This is a genomic window from Pseudomonas graminis, assembly GCF_900111735.1.
GTDB classification, from domain to species: Bacteria; Pseudomonadota; Gammaproteobacteria; order Pseudomonadales; family Pseudomonadaceae; genus Aquipseudomonas; species Aquipseudomonas graminis.
Genome location: NZ_FOHW01000016.1, coordinates 81,674 through 106,686, shown reverse-complemented (window position 1 = coordinate 106,686; position 25,013 = coordinate 81,674). Strand labels below are relative to the sequence as shown.

At 60.2% G+C, this 25,013-nt stretch carries 22 protein-coding genes and 1 pseudogene; 20 read left to right on the top strand and 3 right to left on the bottom strand.

Features of this window, described 5'->3' with window-relative positions; genetic code table 11:
* Positions 1 to 199: 199 nt before the first annotated feature.
* The 7 genes from glnA (at position 200) to ntrC (ending at position 6,937) form a co-directional block, all read left to right on the top strand.
* Positions 200 to 1,606, top strand: coding sequence for a glutamate--ammonia ligase (gene glnA / locus BMY98_RS14050; RefSeq protein ID WP_037018763.1), 1,407 nt, complete (start codon positions 200 to 202; stop codon positions 1,604 to 1,606).
* 167 nt (positions 1,607 to 1,773) lie between these two features.
* Positions 1,774 to 2,223: a cupin domain-containing protein gene (locus BMY98_RS14045; RefSeq protein WP_074890151.1), complete on the top strand. Its 450-nt coding sequence runs from the start codon at positions 1,774 to 1,776 to the stop codon at positions 2,221 to 2,223.
* Positions 2,224 to 2,251: 28 nt separating this feature from the next.
* On the top strand, positions 2,252 to 2,818 hold the full coding sequence (locus BMY98_RS14040) for a chorismate mutase (protein ID WP_083398790.1): 567 nt from the start codon (positions 2,252 to 2,254) through the stop codon (positions 2,816 to 2,818).
* Between the two features lie 126 nt (positions 2,819 to 2,944).
* Positions 2,945 to 3,487, top strand: a complete 543-nt coding sequence (locus tag BMY98_RS14035) for a DUF4124 domain-containing protein (protein WP_074890149.1) — start codon at positions 2,945 to 2,947, stop codon at positions 3,485 to 3,487.
* Positions 3,471 to 4,115: a DUF4124 domain-containing protein gene (locus tag BMY98_RS14030; protein ID WP_074890146.1), complete on the top strand. Its 645-nt coding sequence runs from the start codon at positions 3,471 to 3,473 to the stop codon at positions 4,113 to 4,115. The genes BMY98_RS14035 and BMY98_RS14030 overlap by 17 nt, the downstream gene beginning before the upstream one ends.
* 303 nt (positions 4,116 to 4,418) lie before the next feature.
* Positions 4,419 to 5,504: a nitrogen regulation protein NR(II) gene (glnL, locus tag BMY98_RS14025; protein ID WP_074890143.1), complete on the top strand. Its 1,086-nt coding sequence runs from the start codon at positions 4,419 to 4,421 to the stop codon at positions 5,502 to 5,504.
* Complete coding sequence (gene ntrC, locus BMY98_RS14020; RefSeq protein ID WP_074890141.1) at positions 5,501 to 6,937, top strand: nitrogen regulation protein NR(I); 1,437 nt, start codon at positions 5,501 to 5,503, stop codon at positions 6,935 to 6,937. Before glnL ends, ntrC begins: the two co-directional genes overlap by 4 nt.
* Before the next feature lie 138 nt (positions 6,938 to 7,075).
* Here the strand turns inward: ntrC and mgrA are convergent, their stop codons facing one another.
* A complete protein-coding gene (mgrA, locus tag BMY98_RS14015; protein ID WP_074890138.1) occupies positions 7,076 to 8,113 on the bottom strand; it encodes an L-glyceraldehyde 3-phosphate reductase in 1,038 nt (345 codons plus the stop codon).
* A 127-nt stretch (positions 8,114 to 8,240) separates the two neighbouring features.
* Here mgrA and BMY98_RS27650 point away from each other — a divergent pair.
* Positions 8,241 to 8,360: pseudogene (locus BMY98_RS27650) on the top strand (3-ketoacyl-ACP reductase); the annotation flags it as partial.
* A gap of 109 nt (positions 8,361 to 8,469) precedes the next feature.
* Here BMY98_RS27650 and betT read toward each other — a convergent pair.
* Together betT and epsC are read right to left on the bottom strand one after the other, a co-directional pair.
* Complete coding sequence (gene betT, locus BMY98_RS14010) at positions 8,470 to 10,464, bottom strand: choline transporter BetT (protein ID WP_074890136.1); 1,995 nt, start codon at positions 10,462 to 10,464, stop codon at positions 8,470 to 8,472.
* A gap of 482 nt (positions 10,465 to 10,946) precedes the next feature.
* Positions 10,947 to 11,891 (bottom strand): serine O-acetyltransferase EpsC, encoded by a 945-nt coding sequence (gene epsC / locus BMY98_RS14005; RefSeq protein WP_416148415.1) that lies wholly within the window; start codon positions 11,889 to 11,891, stop codon positions 10,947 to 10,949.
* Between the two features lie 215 nt (positions 11,892 to 12,106).
* Here epsC and BMY98_RS14000 point away from each other — a divergent pair, with 215 nt between their 5' ends.
* The 12 genes from BMY98_RS14000 (at position 12,107) to BMY98_RS13945 (ending at position 24,998) form a co-directional block, all read left to right on the top strand.
* On the top strand, positions 12,107 to 13,108 hold the full coding sequence (locus BMY98_RS14000; protein WP_074890135.1) for a D-cysteine desulfhydrase: 1,002 nt from the start codon (positions 12,107 to 12,109) through the stop codon (positions 13,106 to 13,108).
* 230 nt (positions 13,109 to 13,338) lie between these two features.
* Positions 13,339 to 14,136 carry a cystine ABC transporter substrate-binding protein gene (tcyJ, locus tag BMY98_RS13995; RefSeq protein ID WP_074890133.1) on the top strand — a complete coding sequence of 266 codons (798 nt, stop codon included), beginning with the start codon at positions 13,339 to 13,341 and terminating at the stop codon, positions 14,134 to 14,136.
* A complete protein-coding gene (gene tcyL, locus BMY98_RS13990; RefSeq protein ID WP_074890131.1) occupies positions 14,133 to 14,801 on the top strand; it encodes a cystine ABC transporter permease in 669 nt (222 codons plus the stop codon). Before tcyJ ends, tcyL begins: the two co-directional genes overlap by 4 nt.
* A gap of 3 nt (positions 14,802 to 14,804) precedes the next feature.
* The gene (tcyN, locus tag BMY98_RS13985; protein WP_074890128.1) at positions 14,805 to 15,548 is read left to right on the top strand and encodes an L-cystine ABC transporter ATP-binding protein TcyN; all 744 of its coding nucleotides are present in this window, start codon (positions 14,805 to 14,807) and stop codon (positions 15,546 to 15,548) included.
* A gap of 571 nt (positions 15,549 to 16,119) precedes the next feature.
* A complete protein-coding gene (locus BMY98_RS13980; RefSeq protein ID WP_074890127.1) occupies positions 16,120 to 16,854 on the top strand; it encodes a hypothetical protein in 735 nt (244 codons plus the stop codon).
* 496 nt (positions 16,855 to 17,350) lie between these two features.
* Positions 17,351 to 18,592, top strand: coding sequence for an SfnB family sulfur acquisition oxidoreductase (locus BMY98_RS13975; protein ID WP_074890203.1), 1,242 nt, complete (start codon positions 17,351 to 17,353; stop codon positions 18,590 to 18,592).
* 37 nt (positions 18,593 to 18,629) lie between these two features.
* A complete protein-coding gene (locus tag BMY98_RS13970; protein ID WP_425438876.1) occupies positions 18,630 to 19,835 on the top strand; it encodes an SfnB family sulfur acquisition oxidoreductase in 1,206 nt (401 codons plus the stop codon).
* The gene (locus BMY98_RS13965) at positions 19,835 to 21,199 is read left to right on the top strand and encodes an LLM class flavin-dependent oxidoreductase (RefSeq protein WP_074890125.1); all 1,365 of its coding nucleotides are present in this window, start codon (positions 19,835 to 19,837) and stop codon (positions 21,197 to 21,199) included. The genes BMY98_RS13970 and BMY98_RS13965 overlap by 1 nt, the downstream gene beginning before the upstream one ends.
* Positions 21,200 to 21,476: 277 nt before the next feature.
* On the top strand, positions 21,477 to 22,271 hold the full coding sequence (locus BMY98_RS13960) for a MetQ/NlpA family ABC transporter substrate-binding protein (protein ID WP_074890124.1): 795 nt from the start codon (positions 21,477 to 21,479) through the stop codon (positions 22,269 to 22,271).
* Positions 22,272 to 22,273: 2 nt separating this feature from the next.
* On the top strand, positions 22,274 to 23,392 hold the full coding sequence (locus BMY98_RS13955) for a methionine ABC transporter ATP-binding protein (protein ID WP_074890123.1): 1,119 nt from the start codon (positions 22,274 to 22,276) through the stop codon (positions 23,390 to 23,392).
* A complete protein-coding gene (locus tag BMY98_RS13950) occupies positions 23,382 to 24,026 on the top strand; it encodes a methionine ABC transporter permease (RefSeq protein ID WP_074890122.1) in 645 nt (214 codons plus the stop codon). Before BMY98_RS13955 ends, BMY98_RS13950 begins: the two co-directional genes overlap by 11 nt.
* 345 nt (positions 24,027 to 24,371) lie before the next feature.
* Positions 24,372 to 24,998, top strand: coding sequence for a class I SAM-dependent methyltransferase (locus BMY98_RS13945; protein ID WP_074890121.1), 627 nt, complete (start codon positions 24,372 to 24,374; stop codon positions 24,996 to 24,998).
* Positions 24,999 to 25,013: the final 15 nt, after the last annotated feature.

Sequence of the window (25,013 nt, the reverse complement as noted above, 5' to 3'; positions counted from 1 at the left end):
ACAACGGTGCGCCCGTTTTCGAATATGCGACGTTTAACGCGCTAAAAGACTGGTATTCCCGCGGAAAACCCAACACAGGGCACTGGCATGCAAATTGCTCCCTTGTGAGGCAGGTTGCCTTGGTCGAGTATCGCGCCCGGCATCACCCAAATTGAAGGGCCCACTACTACTCAGGCCCTAATCCACCCCGGAGGACAACATGTCGAAGTCGGTTCAACTCATCAAAGATCATGACGTTAAGTGGATTGATCTGCGCTTCACGGACACCAAAGGCACTCAGCACCACGTGACCATGCCGGCCCGCGATGCGCTGGAAGACGACTTCTTCGAAGTCGGCAAAATGTTCGACGGTTCCTCCATCTCGGGCTGGAAAGGCATCGAAGCCTCCGACATGATCCTGCTGCCGGACGACGAAACCGCCGTCCTGGATCCGTTCACCGAAGAGCCTACCCTGATCCTGGTTTGCGACATCATCGAACCTTCGACTATGCAGGGCTACGATCGCGACCCACGCGCCATCGCTCACCGCGCCGAGGAATACCTGAAGTCGACCGGTATCGGTGACACCGTATTCGCCGGCCCTGAGCCAGAATTCTTCATCTTCGACGAAGTGAAATTCAAGTCCGACATCTCCGGCTCCATGTTCAAGATCTACTCCGAACAAGGTTCGTGGATGTCCGACGCGGACATCGAAGGCGGCAACAAGGGCCACCGTCCAGGCATCAAAGGCGGCTACTTCCCGGTTCCACCGTTCGACCACGACCACGAAATCCGCACCGCAATGTGCAACGCTCTGGAAGAAATGGGCCAGGTCGTCGAAGTTCACCACCACGAAGTGGCAACCGCTGGCCAGAACGAGATCGGCGTGAAATTCAACACGCTGGTTAAAAAGGCTGACGAAGTTCAGACCCTGAAATACGTCGTGCACAACGTTGCCGACGCTTACGGCCGCACCGCTACCTTCATGCCAAAGCCTCTGTACGGCGATAACGGTTCGGGTATGCACGTTCACATGTCCATCTCCAAAGATGGCAAGAACACCTTCGCAGGCGAAGGTTATGCCGGCCTGTCCGACACCGCTCTGTACTTCATCGGCGGCATCATCAAGCACGGCAAGGCACTGAACGGCTTCACCAACCCGGCAACCAACTCGTACAAGCGTCTGGTTCCAGGTTTCGAAGCGCCGGTCATGCTGGCCTACTCGGCTCGTAACCGTTCGGCATCGATCCGTATTCCTTACGTCAACAGCCCTAAAGGCCGTCGTATCGAAGCACGTTTCCCGGACCCGGCAGCCAACCCGTACCTGGCATTCGCTGCACTGTTGATGGCTGGCCTGGACGGCATCCAGAACAAGATCCACCCTGGCGACGCTGCTGACAAAAACCTGTATGACTTGCCGCCTGAAGAGGCGAAAGAGATCCCACAAGTTTGCGGCAGCCTGAAAGAAGCCCTGGAAGAGCTGGATAAAGGCCGTGCGTTCCTGACCAAAGGCGGCGTATTCAGCGACGACTTCATCGACGCTTACATCGCGTTGAAATCCGAAGAAGAGATCAAAGTGCGCACCTTCGTACACCCACTGGAATACGAGCTGTACTACAGCTGCTGATCCAGTCGCGCCGGCGTAAGCTGCGTGAACAAGAGGCCTCCTTCGGGAGGCCTTTTTTGTTTCTGGCCGCGCATTGCTCGGTCGCTATAAATATGTACCGCAGATGGGAATGACGCTTCCGGCAACCTTGTGTTTTCTGCTTTTCAACAAGCACAAGGATTTCATCCATGTTCAACATCACCCCCGCTTGCCTGCTGCTGGCGGTGATCGCCCTTGGCGGATGCGCCACTGCGCAAACGTCCAGCTCCGTTCCAGTCTCAACGGTCGAATCCACCGTGCTGCTCAAAAGCTCAAATTCCTGGGACGGAACAGCCTATGACGCCTACCCCGTCGGCAAGCCTGAGCTGACCGTCCTCAACATCAAGATCCCCGCGAACACCGCACTCAAATGGCACGAGCACCCGATGCCCAATGCGGCCTATGTCGTTTCCGGCAATCTCACGGTCGAAACCCGCGAAGGCGGCAAGTCGATTCTGCTCAAGCCAGGCGATGTGCTGCCTGAAATGATCAACAGGCAGCATCGGGGTCTGACGGGAGACACCGCCGTGGAGCTCGTCGTTTTTTACGCCGGAACACCGGGAATGCCACTTTCTACCAGCCAAAGTGATAAACAGTGATCGCTCGGTCATACGTGAGGACATAACAATGCTTAAACAGCTCCAACTCGCTGCCTTGGCCTGCGGCCTGGTGTCAACCGGCCTTCACGCGGCGCCTGCCCAGCAGCCCCCTGCGCAACTTCAGCCGCTTATTGCGGCCATGGAGCAGCGGCTGGAAATCGCCAATGACGTAGCACGCAGCAAATGGCACAGCGGCAAGCCGGTGCAGGACAGTGAGCGCGAGCGTCAGGTGATTCAGAACGCCGAATCACGGGCGGGTGAATTCAAGCTGGCGACCGACGACGTACGCGCTTTCATGACCGCCCAGATGGAAGCCAACAAGATGGTGCAATACGTGCGCATTGAGCAGTGGCGTGAAAGCGGCCACTCCCCGGAGACGCCCGATTCCAGTCTCACCGATGGCATCCGGGGTCGGCTGGATACGCTGCTGCCGGTATTGATGCAGAGTTACTCGGCGTTCCAGCCCTACCGCAGCGATGCTAAATGCCCAGCCTGGGTGCAGTCGGAGATCCACCGACAGGCAAGTGATCCCGTCATCGTGACCGCACTGCAAAGGGCGGCAGGCGACCTCTGCCGGACCACGGCAAGCCAGTGAGCAAGCGCGCAGATCCGCTTCTCAACTGACACCGTCGATCAGTATTCCTCTATGCTGACCCACGCCGCGCCATGCATTGAGCGCGGCACCATTGTGGGTTGTCCTGATCGCTGCACTGGAGTGTTCATGCGTCAATGTCTCGCCCTTCTGTTGCTGGTGTTTGCACTGCCCGCTGCCGCGCAGATCTACAAATACACCGATGCCTCCGGGAACACGGCGTACAGCAATCAGCCGCCGAACGGCACCAAAGCCGAAACCGTCGAGCTGCCGCCACTCAACAGCGTCGAGACCGTCGTGCCTGCTGCGCCGCCGCCACTCCCCGCGACGCAGACGCAGACCCAGAGCCAAACCCGGAACCCGCAAAACGCCGCTGCCTATCAGGTGCTCGCGCTGAAAGACCTGCCTCAGGAAGAAGCGCTTCGTGCCAACAACGGCTCGTTCACCGTGGGCGTCGCCATTGAGCCTCGTTTACAGCCCGGGCATCTGCTGCAGTTGATTGTGGACGGCGCGCCCTACGGCCAGCCCACCAACATTCCGCGTCTGCAGGTGATGGAGCTTGAACGGGGCGAGCACAGTTTTTCGGTTCAGGTGCTGGAAAACCAGCGCTCAATCCAGCAAAGCGAGACGGTCAACCTGACGGTGCAGCGAGTCCATGTCGGCAAACCTTAAACACCTTTGCCGGATGGCCATTGCCCTGTGCCTGCTGTTCGGCGTGAGCCAGTCCATCCTCGCTCAGGTGTATACCTACGTCGATGCGGACGGCAATCGGGTCTTTACCGATCAACCTCACCGCAATGCGAAGAAGGTCGACATTGCGCCGACCAACCGGGTCGCCCAGCCCACGAGTGCGCCCGCTCGACCATACAAAGCGAAACCAGCGGCCAGCCCCATCTTTCATTATCAGTTACTGCGCATTCTGGCGCCGGAGCCTGACAGCACGATTCGCGACATTGAGGGCAACCTGAACGTCACCGTCAGCAATGAGCCCGAGTTGCAGCCAGACCATCTGTACCGGTTACTGCTCGACAGCAAGCCCTTTGGTGAGCCGACCCGCAGTCCGGTGTTTCCGCTGACGAACATCGATCGCGGCACTCACCAACTGTCCGTGGAGATCATCGATCAATATGGCCGAGTGCTGGAGCGAACCCCCAATCAGCCCTTCCATTTGGTACGCATCTCCCTGGCCCAGAAGCGACTCGCTCAGCCCTGCAAAACCGATGACTACGGCGTGCGCCCCGAGTGCCCCCTCAAGGACAAGCCGGAAGAAGAATCGAGCTTCTTCCCGTTTTTCCGCTAAAAACTGCCTGACCCGCTATGCTCTATTATGGTGCGCAACCTGAACAAGGTTTCGCCATAAAAGCCCATTTTGGTTCGGCATTCAGGAATCCATGCACTGTCGCCGGGCCTGTCGTGCAAAAAACGCTCGCAATTGCTCAATCCGCGCTTCTTTTCGGAGCCTTGGTTTGGTTTTTGCATTTTGTAATGAATGCGCGAGCACATCACACGTTTCAGCGGTTTCCATACGCTGGCAAAGACCAATCAGAGCCTGCACCAACGGCCCAGCCCGTGTGCATAGAGCCAAAAGAGGTCACCGGGATTCATGACTATCAGCGATGCGTTGCATCGGTTGTTACTCGACAACCTGACCACTGCCACGATTCTGCTCAACTCGGACCTGCGCCTCGAGTACATGAATCCTGCCGCTGAAATGCTGCTGGCCATCAGCGGCCAGCGCAGTCACGGACAATTTATCAGCGAGCTGTTCACCGAATCTGCCGAAGCGCTCAGCTCGCTTCGCCAGGCCGTCGAACAGGCCCATCCGTTTACCAAGCGTGAAGCGATGCTGACCGCACTCACCGGCCAGACGCTGACGGTCGATTACGCCGTAACGCCGATCCTTTCCCAAGCCGAGACCATGCTGCTGCTGGAAGTCCATCCCCGTGATCGCTTGCTGCGGATCACCAAGGAAGAGGCTCAGCTGTCCAAGCAGGAAACCACCAAGATGCTGGTGCGTGGCCTGGCCCATGAAATCAAGAACCCCCTCGGCGGGATTCGCGGCGCCGCACAGTTGCTGGCACGCGAGCTACCGGAGGAGAGTCTCAAGGACTACACCAACGTCATCATCGAAGAGGCCGACCGTCTGCGTAATCTGGTCGACCGCATGCTGGGCTCGAACAAGTTGCCGATGCTGGCGATGACCAACGTGCATGAAGTGCTCGAGCGCGTGTGCAGTCTGGTAGAAGCCGAAAGTCAGGGATGCATCACCATCGTGCGCGACTACGATCCGAGCATTCCCGATGTGCTGATCGACCGCGAGCAGATGATTCAGGCGGTGCTCAATATCGTGCGCAATGCCATGCAGGCCATCAGCAGCCAGAACGAGCTGCGTCTGGGCCGCATCAGCCTGCGCACTCGCGCCATGCGCCAGTTCACCATCGGCCACGTGCGCCATCGTCTGGTCAGCAAGATCGAAATCATCGACAACGGCCCGGGCATTCCGCCGGAGCTGCAAGAAACCATTTTTTATCCCATGGTCAGCGGCCGCCCGGATGGCACCGGGCTGGGCCTTGCCATTACTCAGAACATCATCAGTCAGCACCAGGGGCTGATCGAGTGTGATAGCCACCCTGGCCATACAACATTCTCGATCTTCCTGCCGCTGGAACAAGGAGCAGCGTCGACATGAGCCGTAGTGAAACTGTCTGGATCGTCGATGACGACCGTTCCATCCGCTGGGTACTGGAGAAAGCCCTGCAGCAAGAGGGCATGACCACGCAAAGTTTCGACAGCGCCGATGGCGTGATGAGCCGGCTGGCCCGCCAGCAACCGGATGTGATCATTTCCGATATCCGCATGCCCGGCGCCAGCGGCCTGGACCTGCTGGCGCGCATCCGTGAACAGCATCCGCGCCTGCCGGTCATCATCATGACCGCGCACTCGGACCTCGACAGCGCCGTAGCGTCCTATCAGGGCGGTGCCTTCGAGTACCTGCCCAAGCCGTTCGACGTCGACGAAGCCGTTTCGCTGGTCAAACGCGCCAATCAGCACGCCCAGGAGCAGCAAGGCCTGGCCGTTCCACCCACCCTGACCCGCACCCCGGAAATCATCGGTGAAGCACCGGCAATGCAGGAGGTGTTTCGTGCCATCGGCCGCTTGAGCCACTCCAACATCACCGTGCTGATCAACGGCGAATCCGGGACCGGTAAAGAGCTGGTTGCCCACGCCCTGCACCGCCACAGCCCGCGTTCGGCGTCGCCGTTCATTGCGCTGAACATGGCGGCGATTCCGAAAGATTTGATGGAGTCCGAGCTGTTCGGCCATGAAAAAGGCGCGTTCACCGGCGCGGCGAACCTGCGGCGCGGGCGTTTCGAGCAGGCAGACGGTGGCACGCTGTTTCTCGATGAAATCGGCGATATGCCGGCCGACACCCAGACCCGACTGCTGCGCGTGCTGGCCGACGGCGAGTTCTACCGGGTTGGCGGGCATGTGCCGGTCAAAGTCGACGTGCGCATCATTGCGGCGACCCACCAGAATCTGGAAACGCTGGTCCAGGCCGGCAAGTTCCGCGAAGACTTGTTCCACCGCCTGAACGTAATCCGCATCCACATCCCGCGCATGTCCGACCGTCGCGAAGACATTCCGACGCTGGCACGCCACTTCCTCAGCCGCGCTGCGCAGGAACTGGCGGTTGAGCCGAAGCTGCTTAAGGCGGAAACAGAGGAGTACCTCAAGCACCTGCCGTGGCCGGGCAACGTCCGTCAGCTGGAAAACACCTGCCGCTGGATCACCGTGATGGCGTCGGGTCGCGAAGTGCATGTCAGCGATCTGCCGCCTGAACTGCTGAGCCTGCCGCAGGACGCTGCTCCGGTAACCAACTGGGAACAAGCGCTGCGCCAATGGGCCGATCAAGCGCTGGCACGCGGCCAATCCAGCCTGCTGGACAGCGCCGTGCCGACGTTCGAACGCATCATGATCGAGACCGCGCTCAAGCACACCGCCGGCCGTCGTCGCGACGCCGCCGTGCTGCTGGGCTGGGGCCGCAACACCTTGACCCGCAAGATCAAGGAATTGGGCATGAAGATCGATGGTGGAGATGATGACGAGGGTGATGAGGGCTGAACGGATGCAGCCCGTGTATTGATGGGCTAGACCTGAAATTGTAGGAGCCGGGTTGCTGGCGAACGGAACGGTGTCAACGATAGAAACGTCGCCTGACGTGTTGAGTTCGCCAGCAAGCCGGCTCCCACAGCCCCAGCGTCACTCAGCCGAAGACGGCTTTTCCCACAGGTTGATCCCGCCTTCCACCGCAAACCGGTCGATCTCGGCCAGTTCTTCCTGACTGAACTCAAGATTGTCGAGGGCGCCAACGTTCTCGATGATCTGCTCCGGGCGGCTTGCACCGATCAGCGCAGAGGTGACGCGTGGATCGCGCAGCGTCCAGGCCAGTGCCATCTGCGCCAGGCTCTGGCCACGACGCTTGGCAATCTCGTTCAGCGCACGCACGTGCTCGATGTTCTGCTCCGACAAATGCGCCGCCTGGAGCGAGCCGCCACCGGGACGGTTAACCCGTGCATCCTTGGGAATGCCGTTCAGGTATTTGTCCGACAGCAGCCCTTGGGCCAGTGCGGTGAAGGCGATGACGCCCGAGCCGAGTTCTTCGGTGGTGTCCAGCAGGTCTTTTTCCACCCAGCGATTGAGCAGGTTATAGGCCGGCTGATGAATCAGCAGCGGCACTTTCCACTCTTTCAGCAGGCCTGCGATTTCCCGGGTTTTCGCGCCCGAATATGACGAAATCCCGATATACAGTGCCTTGCCCTGCTGCACAGCAGTGGCCAGTGCGCTCGCGGTCTCTTCCAGCGGGGTGTCCGGGTCAAAGCGGTGGGAATAGAAAATATCGACGTAGTCCAGCCCCATGCGCTGCAGGCTCTGGTCGAGGCTGGCGAGCACGTACTTGCGCGATCCACCGCCCTGACCGTAAGGCCCCGGCCACATGTCCCAGCCGGCTTTGCTGGAAATGATCAGCTCGTCGCGGTACTGCTTGAAGTCTTCTTTAAGCAGACGGCCGAAGTTGATCTCGGCACTGCCGTAGGGCGGGCCATAGTTGTTGGCGAGGTCGAAATGGTTGATACCCAGATCGAAGGCCGTGCGCAGCATGGCGCGCTGGGTGTCGATCGGCGTGCTGTCTCCGAAGTTGTGCCACAAGCCCATGGAGAGCGCTGGCAGCACAAGGCCGCTGCGGCCTACGCGACGATAGGGAATGCGTTCATAACGGTTTTCGGCAGCGATGTAAGTCATCCAGTCCTCTCTTTCTTGTATGGAAGTCAGGTCACATAACGAACCCGTGAGATTACTCGGATTTCTCTGGGACGAGGGGGTTCACACGAGCGGACGGATGCCACCCTTTCCAGCACCTGACCAACATCCGCCGTTGCAGCGGTTAGGTCAGCCGGAAGCCATCGCCAACGTCGTTTTCTGCTGCGCAAGCCCGGATTCATGCCGGGTGAATGGGCAGGTGGTGCGAGCGAATGGTGGCTTGCCGTAAAAAACCGAATTGCAGAAGCCAGCGTGCCCGCGAAGATTTCGTGTCAGTCCGGTCAGGTGACTGACACGACGCCGTCGCGGGCACGCGTGTTCCTACAAAACAAACAGCCTCAACGCACCAAGTGCAGGAACTGCATGTGGCGCTCGTACTGGTCGAGGATGTCGTTGATGACCTGTTCTTTGGTGTAACCGACCAGGTCGTAGTCCTGGCTGCCCTCACTCAAGTGCACTTCGGCGCGGTAGTAACGGCGGTTGTTGAGCTGTTTGGAGCCCATGCCGCCGCGCGCAAAGGACGGCGTGAAGTAGCCACGCATGGTCACCTGGTACACGAACGGACGCTCTTCACCGTGGCCGATTTCCAGCCCCACGGTGTCGTTGGCCGGATCCGGCTGAGTCACGACGGTCAGACCCTTCTCGACGAACACTGCCGTCACTTCTTCAATGGCCGGGCGCACGGTCTGATCGAGGAAGCGGTAAACCTCATCACGGGACGGGAATGCCACCGCCTGGGTCAGACGCTGACGCCAGCCGCCGCGCCGGGATCCGGAGACCGGTGCCAGTGAATAGAGCTGCGCGATCTTGCGCTGGGACTCCATGTAGAACGCCTTGTGCAGGCCCCACATCATCAGCAGTAGAATCAGGGAGAACGGCAACGAGGTCAGTACCACCGCTGACTTCAGCGCATCGATGCTGCCCGAGAACAGCAAGCCGCTGGTGATCAGCGCAGTCATCACGCCCCAGAACACCCGCAGCCATTTCGGGCCGTCTTCGTCCGGGCTGCCGCCTTTGGCGGACAGCGTCGACAGCACCACAGTGCCGGAGTCAGCCGAGGTCACGAAGAACACAAAGCTGATGAACACCGTCACGGCAATGACCGTTCGGCTCCACGGGTATGTCTGCAGCATCAGATACAGGGTCATCGACGGATCGTCGATAGCCGATTGCCCCAATGCCGCCATGCCGTGGTTCAGCACCAGGTCGATGGCGCTGTTACCAAAGATCGACATCCAGGCCAACGTAAAGCCCAACGGGATCAGCAGCACACCGCAGACGAATTCGCGAATGGTGCGACCACGGGAGATACGCGCAATGAACAGACCCACAAACGGCGACCAGGCAATCCACCACGCCCAATAGAACACGGTCCAGCCGCCCAGCCAGTCACTCGGGCCGTCGTACGCGTAGACGTCGAAGCTTTTGACCGGCAACGCGCCGAGGTAATCGCCGATGTTCTGCACCAGCGTATTCAGCAGGTGCTGGGTGGGTCCGGCGAACAACACGAACAGCAGCAGCGCGCAGGCCAGCAGCATGTTGATATCGGACATGACGCGCACGCCTTTGTCGACGCCCGCAATGGCCACCAGGATTGCCGCGCCCATCATCAGGGTGATCAAACCCACCTGAATCCATTGGGTGTGCGGCACGTTGAACAGGTAGTCCAGCCCGGAGTTCAGGTGCAATACGCCAAAGCCCATGTCGGCACCGAGGCCGAAGATGGTGGCGATAATGCCGAAGCCATCGACCGCATAGCCGATGGGGCCGTTGATGCGCTTGCCGATCAGCGGATACAGCGCTGAACGCAATGCCAGCGGCAGGTTATGGCGATACGCGAAGTAGGCCAGTGCCATGCCGACGAACGCGAACACGCCCCAGCCATGCAGGCCCCAATGCAAAAACAGAAGCTGCATGGCTTGACGCGCTGACTGGGTGGTCCCGCCTTCGCCCTGAGGCGGCTGCAGCATATGGGTCAGCGGCTCGGACACACAGAAAAAGAACAGCGTGATGCTGATCCCGGCGGCGAACAACATCCCGGCCCAGGACAGGTAGCTGAACTCGGGTTCGTCGTGGTCAGCGCCGAGCTTGATCTTGCCGTAGCCTGAAATCGCGGTAACCACCACGAACAACAGATACAGGGTCATGGCCAGCATGTAATACCAGCCAACGGTGTTGGCGGCCCAGTTCTGCGCGGCAAGCAACCAGGCGCCCGAAGCTTCCGGGAAACCGATCACGACCAGTCCGAAGATCAGAATGAAGCTGGCGGCAAAGTAGAAAACAGGGCCGTTCATGCGAACGGAGGTGCTGTTCGGGGCGCTCGAATTATTCATATGAATACCGCCGAGCGGGCGATGGGATCGATCATGCAACGTGTATGCGGCAAAGGTAGGCCTCCTGAGATCAGCGGGCAGCGAACCACCGGTTTAACTTGATTGAACGTTCAATTAAAACACGAAAAGACGGCCGGAGACTAATGCGCAGTGGCGTGACGCTCACTCAGGCGAGGGTAGGACGGACAACGAAAGCCTTTCGTTCCGTGGGTTCGGGAGGGTTTTCAAAGCACTGAATAAATTGCGGAGTGACACACACCGCCTTCCCGGCTAAAGCCGGTCCTACACTATGTACGCGATCGATTGGTGGGACCGGCTTCAGCCGGGAAAAGGCCAGCGTGCGCACCCGAAGATTTGCGAAATGACGACTGACGCCTTCCCGGCTGAAGCCGGTCCCACAATGTGTACGCGGTCAATTAGTGGGACCGGCTTTAGCCGGGAAGAGGCCAGTGTGCGCGCCCTTGGAGTTGGGATATGAACGGCTACTTCGGACAGCCGTCCTCGTGCTGCAGACTCGCCTGATTGACGTTGCTGCCCGCCGGGACGCCGCGCGTGAGCCACACGTTGCCGCCGATGGTCGAGCCCTTGCCGATGGTGATGCGCCCCAGAATTGTGGCGCCGGCATAGATCACCACGTCGTCTTCGACGATCGGGTGGCGCGCATGGCCTTTGAGCAACTGACCATCCTCATCGGAAGGGAAGCGTTTGGCGCCCAGCGTGACCGCCTGATAAATGCGCACGCGCTCGCCGATGATGGCGGTCTCCCCAATCACCACGCCTGTCCCGTGATCGATGAAGAAGCTCGGGCCGATCTGCGCGCCGGGATGGATATCGATGCCGGTCGCAGAATGGGCCAGTTCGGCGCTGATGCGTGCAAGCAAGGGCAAACCGTTGTGATACAGGTGGTGGGCCAGCCGATGGTGAATCACCGCCAGAATGCCCGGGTAGCACAGCAACACCTCATCGACACTGCGCGCGGCGGGGTCACCGTGATACGCCGCCAGCACATCGGTATCCAGGATGCGGCGAATGGTCGGCAGCGCGCTGGCGAAATCCTGAATCAGCCGCTCGGCATGCACGTCCGCGCAACTGGCATCCTGACCTTTCTGCCGGGCGGCGTAACGCAGCTCAAGCCGCGCCTGGTCGAGCAAGGAATTCAACGCCACGTCGAGGGTATGGCCGACGTAGAAGTCCTCGCTTTCTTCGCGCAGGTCCACCGGCCCCAGCCGCATCGGAAACAGCGCGCCGCACAGCGCGTCAAGAATGTCGCGCATGGCCTCGCGCGAAGGCAGCTCGCGGCCGCCCTTCTCGCCGCTGATTCGGCCGTTGCTGGTACGCCAGTCATCACGCGCGGCGCGCAATTCGCCCACAATCCGCTGCAATTGCCAGTGGCCGGTCACGCCCTCGGCGCAGGATTCCGGGGACAGGTCGGGAATAGTGCTCACGCAGATTTCTCCTCAATTCAACGGCGAGTCAGGCTGTAACGGCCGAAGTGGAATCACTCTACGACATCCATTCGCGGCAAAAAAATAACTATTTTCGTGGGGCTTTTGCGCAGGGGGCCAAGGACGGCGGGCGGTTGCCCTGTAGGAAACGTCTGCCTATAGTCCTGCGACTCAATTGCAGACCTGTCGACGCCACCATGATCAAACAACAGCTCGCCCGTTTTAATCGTCTGGAATTGCTCGGCGGCCCGACGCCTTTTGAAAAGCTCGAACGCCTTTCGAACTGGGCCGGCCGCGACATTTACGTGAAACGCGACGACATCACGCCGCTGGCCATGGGCGGCAACAAGCTGCGCAAGCTGGAGTACCTTGCGGCCGACGCTCTGGCTCAAGGGTGCGACACGCTGATCACTGCAGGCGCCATTCAGTCCAACCACGTGCGCCAAACTGCCGCCCTCGCTGCCCGTCTTGGCCTGGGCTGTGTCGCCCTGCTGGAAAACCCGATTGCCACCGACGACATCAATTACCTGAACAACGGCAATCGCCTGTTGCTGGATTTGTTCGATACAAAGGTCGAACTGGTCGAGAACCTCGACAATGCCGATGATCAACTGCAAGCCCTGGCCAGCCGACTGCGTATGAGCGGCAAGAAGCCGTACCTGGTTCCGATCGGCGGTTCGAATGCCCTCGGCGCATTGGGTTACGTGCAGGCCGGTTTTGAACTGGCCGAGCAGATCAAGCAAAGCGGCCTGTCATTCGCAGCCGTCGTGCTCGCGTCCGGCAGTGCCGGCACCCACAGCGGCCTGGCACTCGCATTGGCTGAAGAACTGCCCAAGCTGCCGGTGATAGGCGTGACCGTGTCGCGCCCGGAAGAAACCCAGGCGCCCAAGGTTCAGCGCCTGGCCGAGCAAACCGTCGAACTGCTGGGCGAATCATTGCCGGCCGCGTTCAAGGTGCAGCTGTGGGATGAGTACTTTGGCCCCCGCTACGGCGAGCCAAATGCCGGCACGTTGGCGGCAATCCGGCTGGTGGCCAGTCATGAAGGGTTGCTGCTGGACCCGGTCTACACCGGCAAAGCCATGGCCGGCCTGCTCGACGGCATTGGCCGGCAGCGCTTTGAAGACGGGCCGATCGTCTTTCTCCACACCGGCGGCGCGCCTGCCTTGTTTGCGTATCAGGGCGTCTTCTCGGCGAAATAGAGCCTTCGCCACTCGCCCGCTCAAATGGGAATGCGGGCGCTATATTCTAAAAACTGATAAGCAATCCGCTTTTTATTATTTTTCATGCCTCGCTTCGGGTCTTATGATCGCCGCCAGCCGGCGCGCAGCACCACGCAGGCGACTGAAAAAGCTGGATAAACGCGTGATGCCAACGTAGCTTCGTCGGGTCTGATACTTGCCTGACATTCCAATTAAAACAGGGGTCTTTCATGAACATGTCTGCAATCCGCCGCACCTTTCTGTTGTCGGCCTTCAGCCTGGTGCTGGGCACCGGCCTGGTCAGCCAGGCCATCGCTGGCGAACAGCTGGCAACGATCAAAAAGAATGGAACCCTTAATGTCGGCCTGGAAGGCACTTATCCCCCGTTCAGCTTCGTGGGTGAAGACGGCAAACTGACCGGCTTTGAAGTCGAGTTCTCCGAAGCACTGGCCAAGGAGCTGGGCGTCAAGGTCAAACTGCAAGCCACGCCGTGGGCTGGCATTCTGGCCGCGCTGGAATCCAAGCGTCTGGATGTCGTGATCAACCAGGTGACCATCTCCGACGAGCGCAAGAAAAAGTACGACTTCTCCGAACCCTACACCGTGTCGGGCATTCAAGCGTTGGTGCAGACCAAAGACGTCGGCGTGATCAAAACGGCTGCCGACCTGAAAGGCAAGAAAGTCGGCGTCGGCCTGGGCACCAACTACGAAGAGTGGCTGAAAGCCAACGTGCCTGATGCCATCGTCAAAACCTACGACGATGATCCGACCAAGTATCAGGATCTGCGTGTCGGCCGCATCGACGCCATCCTGGTTGACCGCCTCGCGGCACTGGAACTGGTCGCCAAGACCAAGGACAAGCTGGCGGTCTCCGGCGAAGCGTTCTCTCGTCAGGAATCCGGTGTTGCACTGCGCAAGGGCGAGCCTGAACTGCTGGACGCGATCAACAAGGCCATCGACAAGCTGCGCGCCGACGGCACTCTCGCCAAGCTGTCGGACAAGTACTTCAAGGCTGACGTGACCAAATGATCCCAGAGAGCCTTCAGCTCGCGCTGGACTCCGCGCCCTTTCTGCTCAAGGGCGCGTATTACACGGTGGGCTTGAGCCTGGGGTCGATGTTTTTCGGATTGGTGCTGGGCTTCGGCCTGGCACTGATGCGTCTGTCGAAGATCTGGGTCATCAGTGCGGTTGCCAGGGTTTATGTGTCGTTCTTCCGCGGCACACCGCTTCTCGTCCAGCTGTTCATGATCTATTACGGCCTGCCGGACCTGGGCATCGAACTGGACGCGATCACCGCAGCGCTGATCGGCCTGTCGCTGAACATGGCCGCGTATGCCTGCGAAATCCTTCGGGCCGCGATTGCGTCGGTGGACCGAGGGCAATGGGAAGCCGCTGCGAGCATCGGCATGACGCGCGCCCAGACCATGCGCCGCGCCATCTTGCCGCAAGCGGCACGCACCGCATTGCCGCCACTGGGCAACAGCTTCATTTCGCTGGTCAAGGACACGGCGATGGCCGCCACCATTCAGGTGCCGGAAGTGTTCCGCCAGGCGCAGTTGATCTCTTCGCGGACGCTGGAAATTTTCACCATGTACTTCACCGTTGCGGTGATCTACTGGGTGCTGTGCAGCATCCTGGCGCATTTTCAAAATCGCCTGGAAGCACGGGCCAACCGCCACGATGTGGAGTCCTGAGGCATGATCACGGTTGAAAAACTGACCAAGCAATTCAAGGGCAACGAAGTGCTCAAGGGCATTGACCTGAAGGTCGAGCCTGGCGAGGTGGTGGCGATTATCGGGCCTAGCGGCTCAGGCAAAACCACCCTGTTGCGCTGCCTGAATCTGCTGGAAGTACCTACGAGCGGCAGCATTGTCGTGGGCGACATCAAAGTCGATTTGAGCCGCCCGCTGAGCCAGCAGCAGGGACTGATCCGGCAACTGCGCCAGCACGTCGGGTTCGTCTTCCAGAACTTCAATCTGTTCCCGCACCGCACCGCGCTGGAAAACGTCATCGAAGGCCCGACCGTGGTCAAGAAGATGCCGCGCGAGCAGGCCATCGAGCTGGGCCGCGCGCTGTTGGCGAAAGTCGGCCTCGCGGGCAAAGAGGACGCCTATCCGCGTCGTCTGTCCGGCGGCCAACAACAGCGCGTGGCGATTGCCCGTGCGCTGGCTATGGAGCCGGAGGTCATTCTGTTCGATGAACCGACGTCGGCGCTGGATCCCGAGCTGGTGGGCGAGGTGCTGAATACCATTCACGCCCTGGCCCTGGAGAAACGCACGATGGTGATCGTGACTCACGAGATGAGCTTCGCGCGGGATGTCGCCAACCGGGTGATCTTCATCGACAAGGGCGTCATCGTTGAGCAGGGTGAGGCGAAAGAGCTGTTCGCCAACCCCAAAGAGGAACGCACAAGGCAGTTTCTTGAACGCAGCAGGAATTAGTCCGACACGTTATGTGTTCAAAACGGCGCCAACAGGCGCCGTTTTCTTTGCCGTTCATATTTAGAAAAGCGTTGATTCACTAAAAGTCCCACTGTTTCGATGCCGGTTAAGCGTCACCCATCTATCTATTTTTTCTATACGAACAGCGCTCACTCTCCCCGCTTCCCCGCAACGTAGATTGACCATTTTTTCGCCCGTAAATAACTGCCGCTGACACTTTTCATCCGCCTGCTGGCCGCAGAACAGGGCGCGCCCGGCGGCTCAGGTAGGACCACAGTCGCAACTCCCTCTCATAACCAACGCGCGACTGTAGGAACTTTCTGCATTTGCTTCACACACACTTTAAAAACTTGAATGCCGTTGACACAAACACCGCAACACAATTAGCTGAAATCGCTCTCTGTCTATTTTCTTTCCAAAACAGCAACCCACTAATTGCCACCGTTTGTAATGTTTGCCATGCCTGTACGTCCCGGCGTGTACTAGTGCCAGTCGTTTCCACGTTGCAGTTGCGATGAATTAATCACCTGACTTGCCTTGATCCAGGCACACATTCGAAGAGTATTAAAAGATGATCCATACCCCTGTAATGACTCAGTCTTTCAAGTTGATGGCCCCCTATCTTCCGCAGTCGAACAAGCACGGGATTGGCGCCCTTGCGGCGGCCGATCTGCAGGTACACATCGACCCCTGGCCAGAGATGGACTGCGGTGACTTGATCGAATTGTTTTGGGGAGGCTGTTATGCCGCGTCAAAACTTTTATCGGAGTCCGACATCGGGCATACATCCGTCCTACATGTACCCGAAAGTTTTCTTCGAAGTGGAAAAGTTAAAACCTACTATCGCGTTACCAAAATTGGCAGCGAACCCATTAAGTCTCCCGGCGCCAAGCTGTGGGTCAAACTGGAGACTCCCGGCGGTCAATTGGTCAGCGGCGAGGACGATGAGAATCAGGGACTGGCACCGGTGACCTTCGCCGAGTCGCTCATGCAGGACGGTTTGACTGCCCGCCACTTCGATGAGGGCGTTCAACTCACTCTTGACGCTTATCCCAACATGGATGCCTACGATGAGATCACCCTGCGCTGGGGCGACCTGCGCCTGGACCTGCCAGCGCTCACACAGGACGACGTCGGCAAGCCCTTAATCGTTGATGTACCGGCGGCATTGGTGCGCGAGGCCGGCGAGGATCCTCATCTGGAGGTGAGCTACTGTGTGATTGACCGGGTTGGCAATAACTCGCGCTGGGCGCCGGCGCGGCTGATCAAGGTATCGACCGAGGTGATCGATGGGGCCGAAGCTTGATATCGGCCCTGTCCAGAATGTTGTCGCGGCGCACCATTGGCGCGCTGCGACAGGTCTGCCGCCCACCGCCTTCCGTCTTGCAATCGTGAACGACTCCACAGATCTGCCCCGGAGAAGAAACTTCCCACATCATCTGCAACAGCGTCCTACAGCTTGCCCCCTCGCCGCGGGAAAACGAGGTGCTAGCCTGCGGTGAAACCCTTCACGAGGTGTTCGCCATGCCCTGCAGACATATCGTCAAGTACATGATTCTCGCGCTGGCCTTCGGCTCATGCCTGACCTACACCCAAGCCACGGCACTGGCGACGGCCGCCGCCATTTAGCCTTCTATGCTTATTCCTAAATGTGAGTTTATTTAATTTTTATACACGCTTAGGGTATATGCACCGGACCACCGGACCATCGTCAATTTTCTCGCCGCCAACGCGGTATTGATTCGAGGTTCGAATGGTCAAGCACAACGACCCCAGTGCTCGCGCTCGTGAAGGTCAACACCATGACTGATCTGAACGCCCTTCCTGTCCAGCACACCCTGGATGTGGCTCCTCCCCTGCTCCCTGCCAACGTACTGCACAATGACGCTGACGCCATTGCGGCGGCCCATGAGCTGGCCGCCGTCGTGCGCCCCCAGGCCGCCACGCGAGACCGCGAGCGGCAATTGCCCTGGTCGGAAATCGAGCTATTTACCCGCAGTGGTCTGGGCAGCATCTCAGTGCCGCGCGCCTATGGCGGGCCACAAGTGTCATTCGTCACAGTGGCCGAGGTTTTCGCCATCCTGTCGGCGGCTGACCCTGCAGTCGGCCAGATTCCACAGAACCACTTCGGCATCCTCAATTCGCTGCTTGGCAGCGCAACCGAGGCGCAGAAACACACCCTCTTCGCCAGCGTTCTCGGCGGCGCACGCATCGGCAATGGCGGTCCCGAGCGCGGGACCAAAAATACCCTAGACATCCGTACGCGCCTGACCACCGACGGTGATCATTTTTTGCTCAACGGCCGCAAGTTCTACTCGACCGGCGCGCTGTTCGCCCATTGGGTGGCGGTCAAGGCCATCAATGACGACGGCAAACAGATGCTGGTGTTTGTGCCGCGCGGGACACCGGGGCTGCACATCATCGACGACTGGTCCGGCTTCGGTCAGCGCACCACCGCCAGCGGCAGCGTCCTGCTGGAAAACGTGCGCGTGAGTGGTGAGTTGGTCGTTGATAACTGGAAGCTGGGCCTGGCGCCGAACATTCAGGGGGCGGTCTCGCAGCTGATTCAAGCAGCCATTGATGCAGGCATTGCCCGGGAAGCCATCGACGAAAGCATTCGTTTTGTGCGCGAGCGCTCACGCCCGTGGATCGACGCCAATGTCGAACGTGCTGGCGATGATCCCTATGTGATCGCCGACATCGGCAAGTTGAAGCTCGAACTGCACGCCGCCGAAGCACTGTTGCGCAGGGCTGGCCGCGCGCTGGATGAAATCTCTGCGGCGCCCATCGACGAACACTCCGCGGCGCGGGCCTCCATCGTGGTCGCCGAAGCCAAGGTGCTGACCACACAGATCGCCCTGCTCGCCAGTGAAAAACTGTTCGAGCTCTCGGGCAGTCGCGCGACGCTGGCCGAATTCAATCTTGATCGTCACTGGCGCAACGCGCGGGTTCACACCCTCCACGACCCGGTGCGCTGGAAGGTTCACGCCGTCGGCGCCTGGCACCTGAACGGCACCCTGCCTGCCCGTCATTCCTGGATATAACCAGAGCACTGGAAGCACACCTATGAGCCTTCAAACCTTGCCGCGTGGCACGCAGGCGACCGCCGTGACCGCGATCATTCGTGACGACGCCGAGGCGCTGCGCATCGCCCGCACGCTGGCGGAAGATTTCAAACAACAGAGTGTCACGCGTGACCGTGAACGGCGCCTGCCCCATCTGGAACTGGAAGCGTTTTCCCGCTCGGGCCTGTGGGGCATCAGCGTGCCGAAGGCCTTTGGTGGCGCAGGCGTGTCCAGTGTCACCCTGGCCGACGTCATTCGCATAATCTCCGCCGCCGACGCCTCCCTGGGGCAGATTCCGCAAAACCACTTTTACGCGCTGGAAGTCCTGCGGGTGAACGGCAGCCCGGCGCAGCAGGCGCGGCTTTACGCCGAGGTCCTCGCCGGTCAGCGCTTCGGCAACGCGCTGGCCGAACTGGGCACCAAAACCGCCCACGACCGCACTACTCGCCTGAGCCGCGACGGCAGCGGCTGGCGCATCAACGGTCGCAAGTTCTACGCCACCGGCGCGCTTTACGCCCAACGCATACCGACCTCGGTCGTTGATGACAATGGCGTGCAGCAGCTGGCATTCGTGCCGGCGAACGCCGCCGGGCTGAGCGTGATCGACGACTGGAGCGGCTTCGGCCAGCGCACCACGGGCAGCGGCTCGGTGGTATTCGATAACGTGTATGTCGAGGCCGATGACGTGGTGCCGTTTCAGACGGCGTTCGAGCGCCCGACGACGGTCGGCCCGCTCGCACAAATCCTCCATGCCGCCATCGACACCGGCATCGCCCGCGCGGCCTTTGAAGACGCGCTGCATTTCGTACGCACGCGCACGCGGCCATGGATCGACTCCGGCATCGAGAAAGCCGTCGATGACCCGCTGACGCTGCACAGCTTCGGCAAGCTCGGCATTCGTCTGCACGCCGCCGAAGCCCTTCTCGAACGTTCCGGGGAATACCTTGATCGCGCGCAGGCCGAGACCACGCCCGAAAATCTGGCACAGGCATCGATTGCGGTGGCTGAAGCACGGGCGATCAGCACCGAAATCTCGCTGGAGGCCGGCAGCACCTTGTTCGAACTCGCCGGTTCCCAAGCCACGCTGGCGGAGCACGGCCTTGACCGGCACTGGCGCAACGCGCGGGTTCACACGTTGCACGACCCGGTGCGCTGGAAGTATCACGCCATCGGCAATTACTACCTCAATGACGTCAACCCGCCACGTCGGGGGACGATCTGATGAGCAAGAAAAAGATCCTGCTCAATGCGTTCAACATGAACTGCATCGGCCACATCAATCACGGTTTCTGGGCCCACCCCCGGGACACGTCGACCCAGTACAAGACCCTCGAATACTGGACGGATCTGGCGCAGTTACTGGAGCGCGGGCTGTTCGACGGTTTGTTCATCGCGGACATCGTCGGGGTCTATGACGTCTATCAGAAGTCGGTGGACGTCACCCTGAAGGAGTCGATCCAGCTGCCGGTGAATGATCCGTTGCTGCTGGTATCGGCCATGGCCGCCGTGACCAAAAACCTCGGCTTCGGCCTGACGGCCAACCTCACCTACGAGGCGCCGTATCTGTTCGCCCGGCGCATGTCGACGCTGGATCACCTGACGCGCGGACGCGTGGGCTGGAACATCGTCACCGGGTATCTGGACAGTGCCGCACGCGCGATGGGCCTGACCGAGCAGATCGAACACGACCGCCGCTACGACCAGGCCGATGAATACCTGGAAGTGTTGTACAAGCTGTGGGAAGGCAGCTGGGAGGACGACGCGGTGATCGAGGACCGTCGGGCGCGCATCTACGCCCAGCCGGAAAAGGTCCATTACGTGCGGCACAGCGGCGAGTTCTATCAGGTAGAGGGTTATCACCTCTGCGAGCCTTCGCCCCAGCGTACGCCGGTGCTGTTTCAGGCGGGCAGTTCCGAGCGCGGTTTACAGTTTGCCGGCAGCAACGCCGAGTGCGTGTTCATCAGCGCGCAGAACAAACCCGCGACCCGCGAGCAGGTGGACAAGGTCCGCGCCAGCGCCGTGGCCGCCGGGCGCAATCCGGATGACATCAAAGTGTTCATGGGCCTCAACGTGATCGTCGGCGCCACCGAAGAAGCGGCGCGGGCCAAACATGCGGAGTACCTGACCTACGCCAGCGCCGAGGCCGGGCTCGCGCATTTTGCCGCGTCCACCGGCATCGACTTCGCCGACTACGATCTCGACGAGCCGATCCAGCACGTGAAAGGCAACGCCATTCAGTCAGCCACGAAGATCCTCAAGAACAACGACTGGACCCGCCAGAAGTTGCTCGATCAGCACGCCCTGGGCGGCCGTTACATCACGCTGATCGGCTCGCCCGGGCAAGTCGCCGACGAGTTGGAATCGTGGATCGCCGAAACCGGGCTGGACGGCTTCAACCTTACCCGCATCGTCACCCCGGAGAGCTATGAGGACTTCATCGATCTGGTGATCCCGGAACTGCAACGACGGGGCTCGTACAAGACCGCGTACGAACACGGCACCTTGCGCGAGAAGCTGTTTGAAGGCGGCGCGCGACTGCCGGAACGGCACGCGGGGGCGAGCTATAGAACACAGACCAACCTGTAGGAGCGCGCTTGGTCTGGGCCGCATCCGGACGAACGCGCTATGTCAGTCACCGTATGTGTGCCTGAACCGCCGCCTTCGCGAGCAAGCTCACTCCTACAGGTTGTGTTTGCTGCGCCAAAGCGTGGCGTCTGGACGACAGGGAGTCGCCCACAGAGGCAGTAATTTATTCACACATGACGTGAGCGAGCTCGGCCCCTGTAGGAGTGAGCTTGGTCGCGAAGACGGCTTCACAGACACCCAAGCATTCAAACCAGACCACTGAACCGGATTACACGCCATGACCAAAACCCTTCTTACCCTCGCGCTGTCCCTGGGCCTGTTTGCCGGCTTCACCCTCGCTGCCGATCAACCGCTCAAAGTCGGCACCACGGCGGCGTTCGCCATCCCGCTGGAGGCGGCCGTCGCCGAAGCCGAGAAACAAGGCCTGAAGGTCGAGCTGGTGGAATTCACCGACTGGATCGCGCCCAACGTCAGCCTCAACGCCGGCGACATCGACGTGAATTATTTCCAGCACATTCCGTTTCTGGAGAACGCCAAGGCCGCGTCCGGCTTCGATCTGGTGCCCTACGCGCCGGGCATCATCAACAACGTCGGGTTGTATTCGAAGAAGTACAAAAGCTTCGATGAGCTGCCAAACGGCGCCACCGTCGCTATCGCCAATGACCCGATCAACAGCGGTCGCGGCCTGCAGCTGTTGGCGAAGGCCGGCTTGATCACCCTGAAACCGGGCGTGGGCTACAAGGCCACCGAAGACGACATCACCGCCAACCCGAAGAAGATAAAGCTGATTCAGGTCGAAGCCGTGCAGTTGGTGCGCGCCTATGACGATGCCGATCTGGTGCAGGGCTACCCGGCCTACATTCGTCTGTCGAAGACCTTCGATGCCGGCTCGGCGATTCTGTTCGACGGCCTCGACCACCCGGAATACGTGATTCAGTTCGTCATCAAACCGGACCACAAGGATGACCCGCGCCTGGCCAGGTTCATCGACATCTACCAACACTCACCGGTCGTGCGCGCCTCCCTGGATAAGGTCAATGGCTCGCTGTATCAGGTTGGCTGGAAGAATTGATCATGAGTGCATCCGCGCAACGCGTTTTAGCGCCTGGGGGTGATGCCCTCCATGCCGCCGTACAAGCCGAGCTGCATCCGCAAAAGCAGCACGCCCATGTGCGCTTCATCAATCTGGGCAAGGTCTATGAAGGTCCGCAAGGGCAGGTGCCGGCACTTCAGGGCATCGATCTGGATATCCAGCGCGGCGAGGTGTTCGGCATCATCGGCCGCAGCGGCGCAGGCAAATCATCGCTGATCCGCACCATCAATCGTCTGGAGAAACCCAGCACCGGGCGCGTGCTGATCGATCAGGTGGACATCGGCGACTTCAACGAGGACACGCTGGTGGCGCTGCGCCGACGCATCGGCATGATCTTTCAGCACTTCAATCTGATGTCAGCCAAAACCGTTTGGCAGAACGTCGAATTGCCGCTGAAAGTGGCCGGCGTGCCGAAGGAACAGCGTCAGCGCAAAGTCGCCGAATTGCTGGAGTTGGTAGGGCTGGAAGGCAAGCACAAGGCGTATCCGGCGCAGTTGTCGGGCGGGCAGAAGCAGCGCGTCGGCATCGCCCGGGCGTTGGTGCATGATCCGGCGATTCTGCTGTGCGACGAGGCGACGTCCGCACTCGACCCGGAGACCACGCAATCGATTCTCGGCCTGCTGCGCGAGATCAACCAGCGCCTGAGCCTGACGATCATTTTGATCACCCACGAGATGGCGGTGATCCGGGAAATCTGTGATCGCGTGGTGGTGCTGGAAAAAGGCGAAGTGGTCGAGCAGGGCCCGGTCTGGCAGGTATTCGGCAATCCGCAGCATGAGGTGAGCAAGACGCTGCTGGCGCCCCTGCAACACGCGCTGCCGGAGGATGTGCAAGCGCGTCTGCAGTCGCACCCTTCCGAGTATCACGCCAGCGTTGTGCTGGATCTGCAATTCACCGGCAGCGAGCCTGACCTGTCAGCGTTGTTCAGCGTCTTCGGCGGGCAGGTGAGCCTGCTGCATGGCGGCGTCGAACGCATTCAGGGGCGAGCGCTGGGTCATCTGTTGCTGGCGATCAGTCATTCGCCACTGTCGGTTGAGGAACTACTGATTCGCGCCCGTAAACATGCACAGCAGGCGGAGGTAGTGGGTTATGTGGCTTGATCGTCTGTGGCAGGGGGTTATCGATACATTCCTGATGGTCGGCGTGTCATCACTGATCGCGTTGATGCTGGGCATTCCGCTGGCGGTGATTCTGGTCACCAGCGGCAAGGGCGGCATCTTTGAAGCGCCCACCATCAATAAGGTGCTGGGTGCGTTCGTGAACATTTTCCGTTCGGTGCCGTTCCTGATTCTGATGGTCGCGCTGATCCCGTTCACGCGGCTGATTGTCGGCACGACCTACGGCGTGTGGGCGGCGGTGGTGCCACTGACCATTGCGGCGACGCCGTTCTTCGCGCGTATCGCGGAAGTGAGCCTGCGCGAAGTTGACCATGGCTTGATTGAAGCAGCACAGGCGATGGGTTGCCGCCGCTGGCACATCGTCTGGCACGTGCTGCTGCCCGAAGCACTGCCGGGGATTGTCGGCGGATTTACCATCACGATAGTGACCATGATCAATTCATCGGCCATGGCGGGCGCGATTGGCGCCGGTGGATTGGGGGATATCGCTTACCGATATGGCTATCAGCGGTTTGACACGCAAGTGATGCTCACCGTGATCGTGTTGCTGGTGGTATTGGTGGCGGCGATTCAGTTGGGCGGGGATCGGTTGGCGTTGCGGCTGAACAAGCGCTAGCACGCAGCGATTGCCGACGTTGCATTGGCCATTTACTGCCGCTTCGCGCCAGATCGCGAGCAAGCTCACTCCTACAGGTTCGTGCCGCGCCTCCCGAATCCGTGTCCGATGCAAATCAACTGTAGGAGCAATCGGAGGTTACGACGGTCGCGAAAGCGGTGGGTCTGTGACCTGGATGCTGACTGACACGACGCATTCGCGAGCAAGGTGGAGCGCCACCCCGGTCACCCCTACAGGTTCGTCCCCGCACCAGCCTTTACGTCGGGCGCCAATCTGATGCCAGAGCGGCGTTGAAGTCCGCGAGCGGGGTATATTGGCGGCCTTATTCGCCCAGACACTCGCCCCATGAAACTCGACTCAGAAGACCTCGCCCAGATCACGGCCACCACCCTCGGCAATTACAACGAGGTCGCCGAGGGCTTTCGCGAAGGGACCCGCGACCATGATGTGAGCCAGAACATTGATGCGTTGCTGCGCAATATCACCGGCCCGGCGCCGTTCCAGATTCTCGATTTCGGGTGCGGACCAGGGCGTGATCTTCAGACATTTTCTGCCATGGGCCACATCGCCACCGGCCTGGATGGCTCCGAACGCTTCGCCGACATGGCCCGTGCCGACAGCGGCTGCGACGTGCTCCATCAGAACTTCCTTGAGCTGAACCTGCCCGCCGAACGGTTCGACGGCATATTCGCCAACGCCTCGCTTTTCCACGTCCCCCGTCAGGAGTTGCCTCGGGTGCTGCGCCAACTGCGCGCCGCGTTGAAGCCCGGCGGCGTGTTGTTCAGCTCCAATCCCCGTGGCGACAACCAGGAAGGCTGGAAAGGCGAGCGCTACGGTGCCTTTCATGACCTGGCGTCATGGACCGTACTGCTGACTGAAGCCGGGTTCATTGAGGTCGAGCACTACTACCGACCGCCGGGATTGCCGAGGGACCAGCAGCCGTGGCTGGCGAGTGTCTGGCGCAAGGCTTGAAGGGTTTCAGGCTTT

Excerpts from the sequence above, each read along its gene's own strand:
- glnA (WP_037018763.1), top strand. The coding sequence starts at position 200 with ATGTCGAAGTCGGTTCAACTCATCAAAGATCATGACGTTAAGTGGATT.
- BMY98_RS14045 (WP_074890151.1), top strand. The coding sequence starts at position 1,774 with ATGTTCAACATCACCCCCGCTTGCCTGCTGCTGGCGGTGATCGCCCTT.
- BMY98_RS14040 (WP_083398790.1), top strand. The coding sequence starts at position 2,252 with ATGCTTAAACAGCTCCAACTCGCTGCCTTGGCCTGCGGCCTGGTGTCA.
- BMY98_RS14035 (WP_074890149.1), top strand. The coding sequence starts at position 2,945 with ATGCGTCAATGTCTCGCCCTTCTGTTGCTGGTGTTTGCACTGCCCGCT.
- BMY98_RS14030 (WP_074890146.1), top strand. The coding sequence starts at position 3,471 with ATGTCGGCAAACCTTAAACACCTTTGCCGGATGGCCATTGCCCTGTGC.
- glnL (WP_074890143.1), top strand. The coding sequence starts at position 4,419 with ATGACTATCAGCGATGCGTTGCATCGGTTGTTACTCGACAACCTGACC.
- ntrC (WP_074890141.1), top strand. The coding sequence starts at position 5,501 with ATGAGCCGTAGTGAAACTGTCTGGATCGTCGATGACGACCGTTCCATC.
- mgrA (WP_074890138.1), bottom strand. The coding sequence starts at position 8,113 with ATGACTTACATCGCTGCCGAAAACCGTTATGAACGCATTCCCTATCGT.
- betT (WP_074890136.1), bottom strand. The coding sequence starts at position 10,464 with ATGAATAATTCGAGCGCCCCGAACAGCACCTCCGTTCGCATGAACGGC.
- BMY98_RS14000 (WP_074890135.1), top strand. The coding sequence starts at position 12,107 with ATGATCAAACAACAGCTCGCCCGTTTTAATCGTCTGGAATTGCTCGGC.
- tcyJ (WP_074890133.1), top strand. The coding sequence starts at position 13,339 with ATGAACATGTCTGCAATCCGCCGCACCTTTCTGTTGTCGGCCTTCAGC.
- tcyL (WP_074890131.1), top strand. The coding sequence starts at position 14,133 with ATGATCCCAGAGAGCCTTCAGCTCGCGCTGGACTCCGCGCCCTTTCTG.
- tcyN (WP_074890128.1), top strand. The coding sequence starts at position 14,805 with ATGATCACGGTTGAAAAACTGACCAAGCAATTCAAGGGCAACGAAGTG.
- BMY98_RS13980 (WP_074890127.1), top strand. The coding sequence starts at position 16,120 with ATGATCCATACCCCTGTAATGACTCAGTCTTTCAAGTTGATGGCCCCC.
- BMY98_RS13975 (WP_074890203.1), top strand. The coding sequence starts at position 17,351 with ATGACTGATCTGAACGCCCTTCCTGTCCAGCACACCCTGGATGTGGCT.
- BMY98_RS13965 (WP_074890125.1), top strand. The coding sequence starts at position 19,835 with ATGAGCAAGAAAAAGATCCTGCTCAATGCGTTCAACATGAACTGCATC.
- BMY98_RS13960 (WP_074890124.1), top strand. The coding sequence starts at position 21,477 with ATGACCAAAACCCTTCTTACCCTCGCGCTGTCCCTGGGCCTGTTTGCC.
- BMY98_RS13955 (WP_074890123.1), top strand. The coding sequence starts at position 22,274 with ATGAGTGCATCCGCGCAACGCGTTTTAGCGCCTGGGGGTGATGCCCTC.
- BMY98_RS13950 (WP_074890122.1), top strand. The coding sequence starts at position 23,382 with ATGTGGCTTGATCGTCTGTGGCAGGGGGTTATCGATACATTCCTGATG.
- BMY98_RS13945 (WP_074890121.1), top strand. The coding sequence starts at position 24,372 with ATGAAACTCGACTCAGAAGACCTCGCCCAGATCACGGCCACCACCCTC.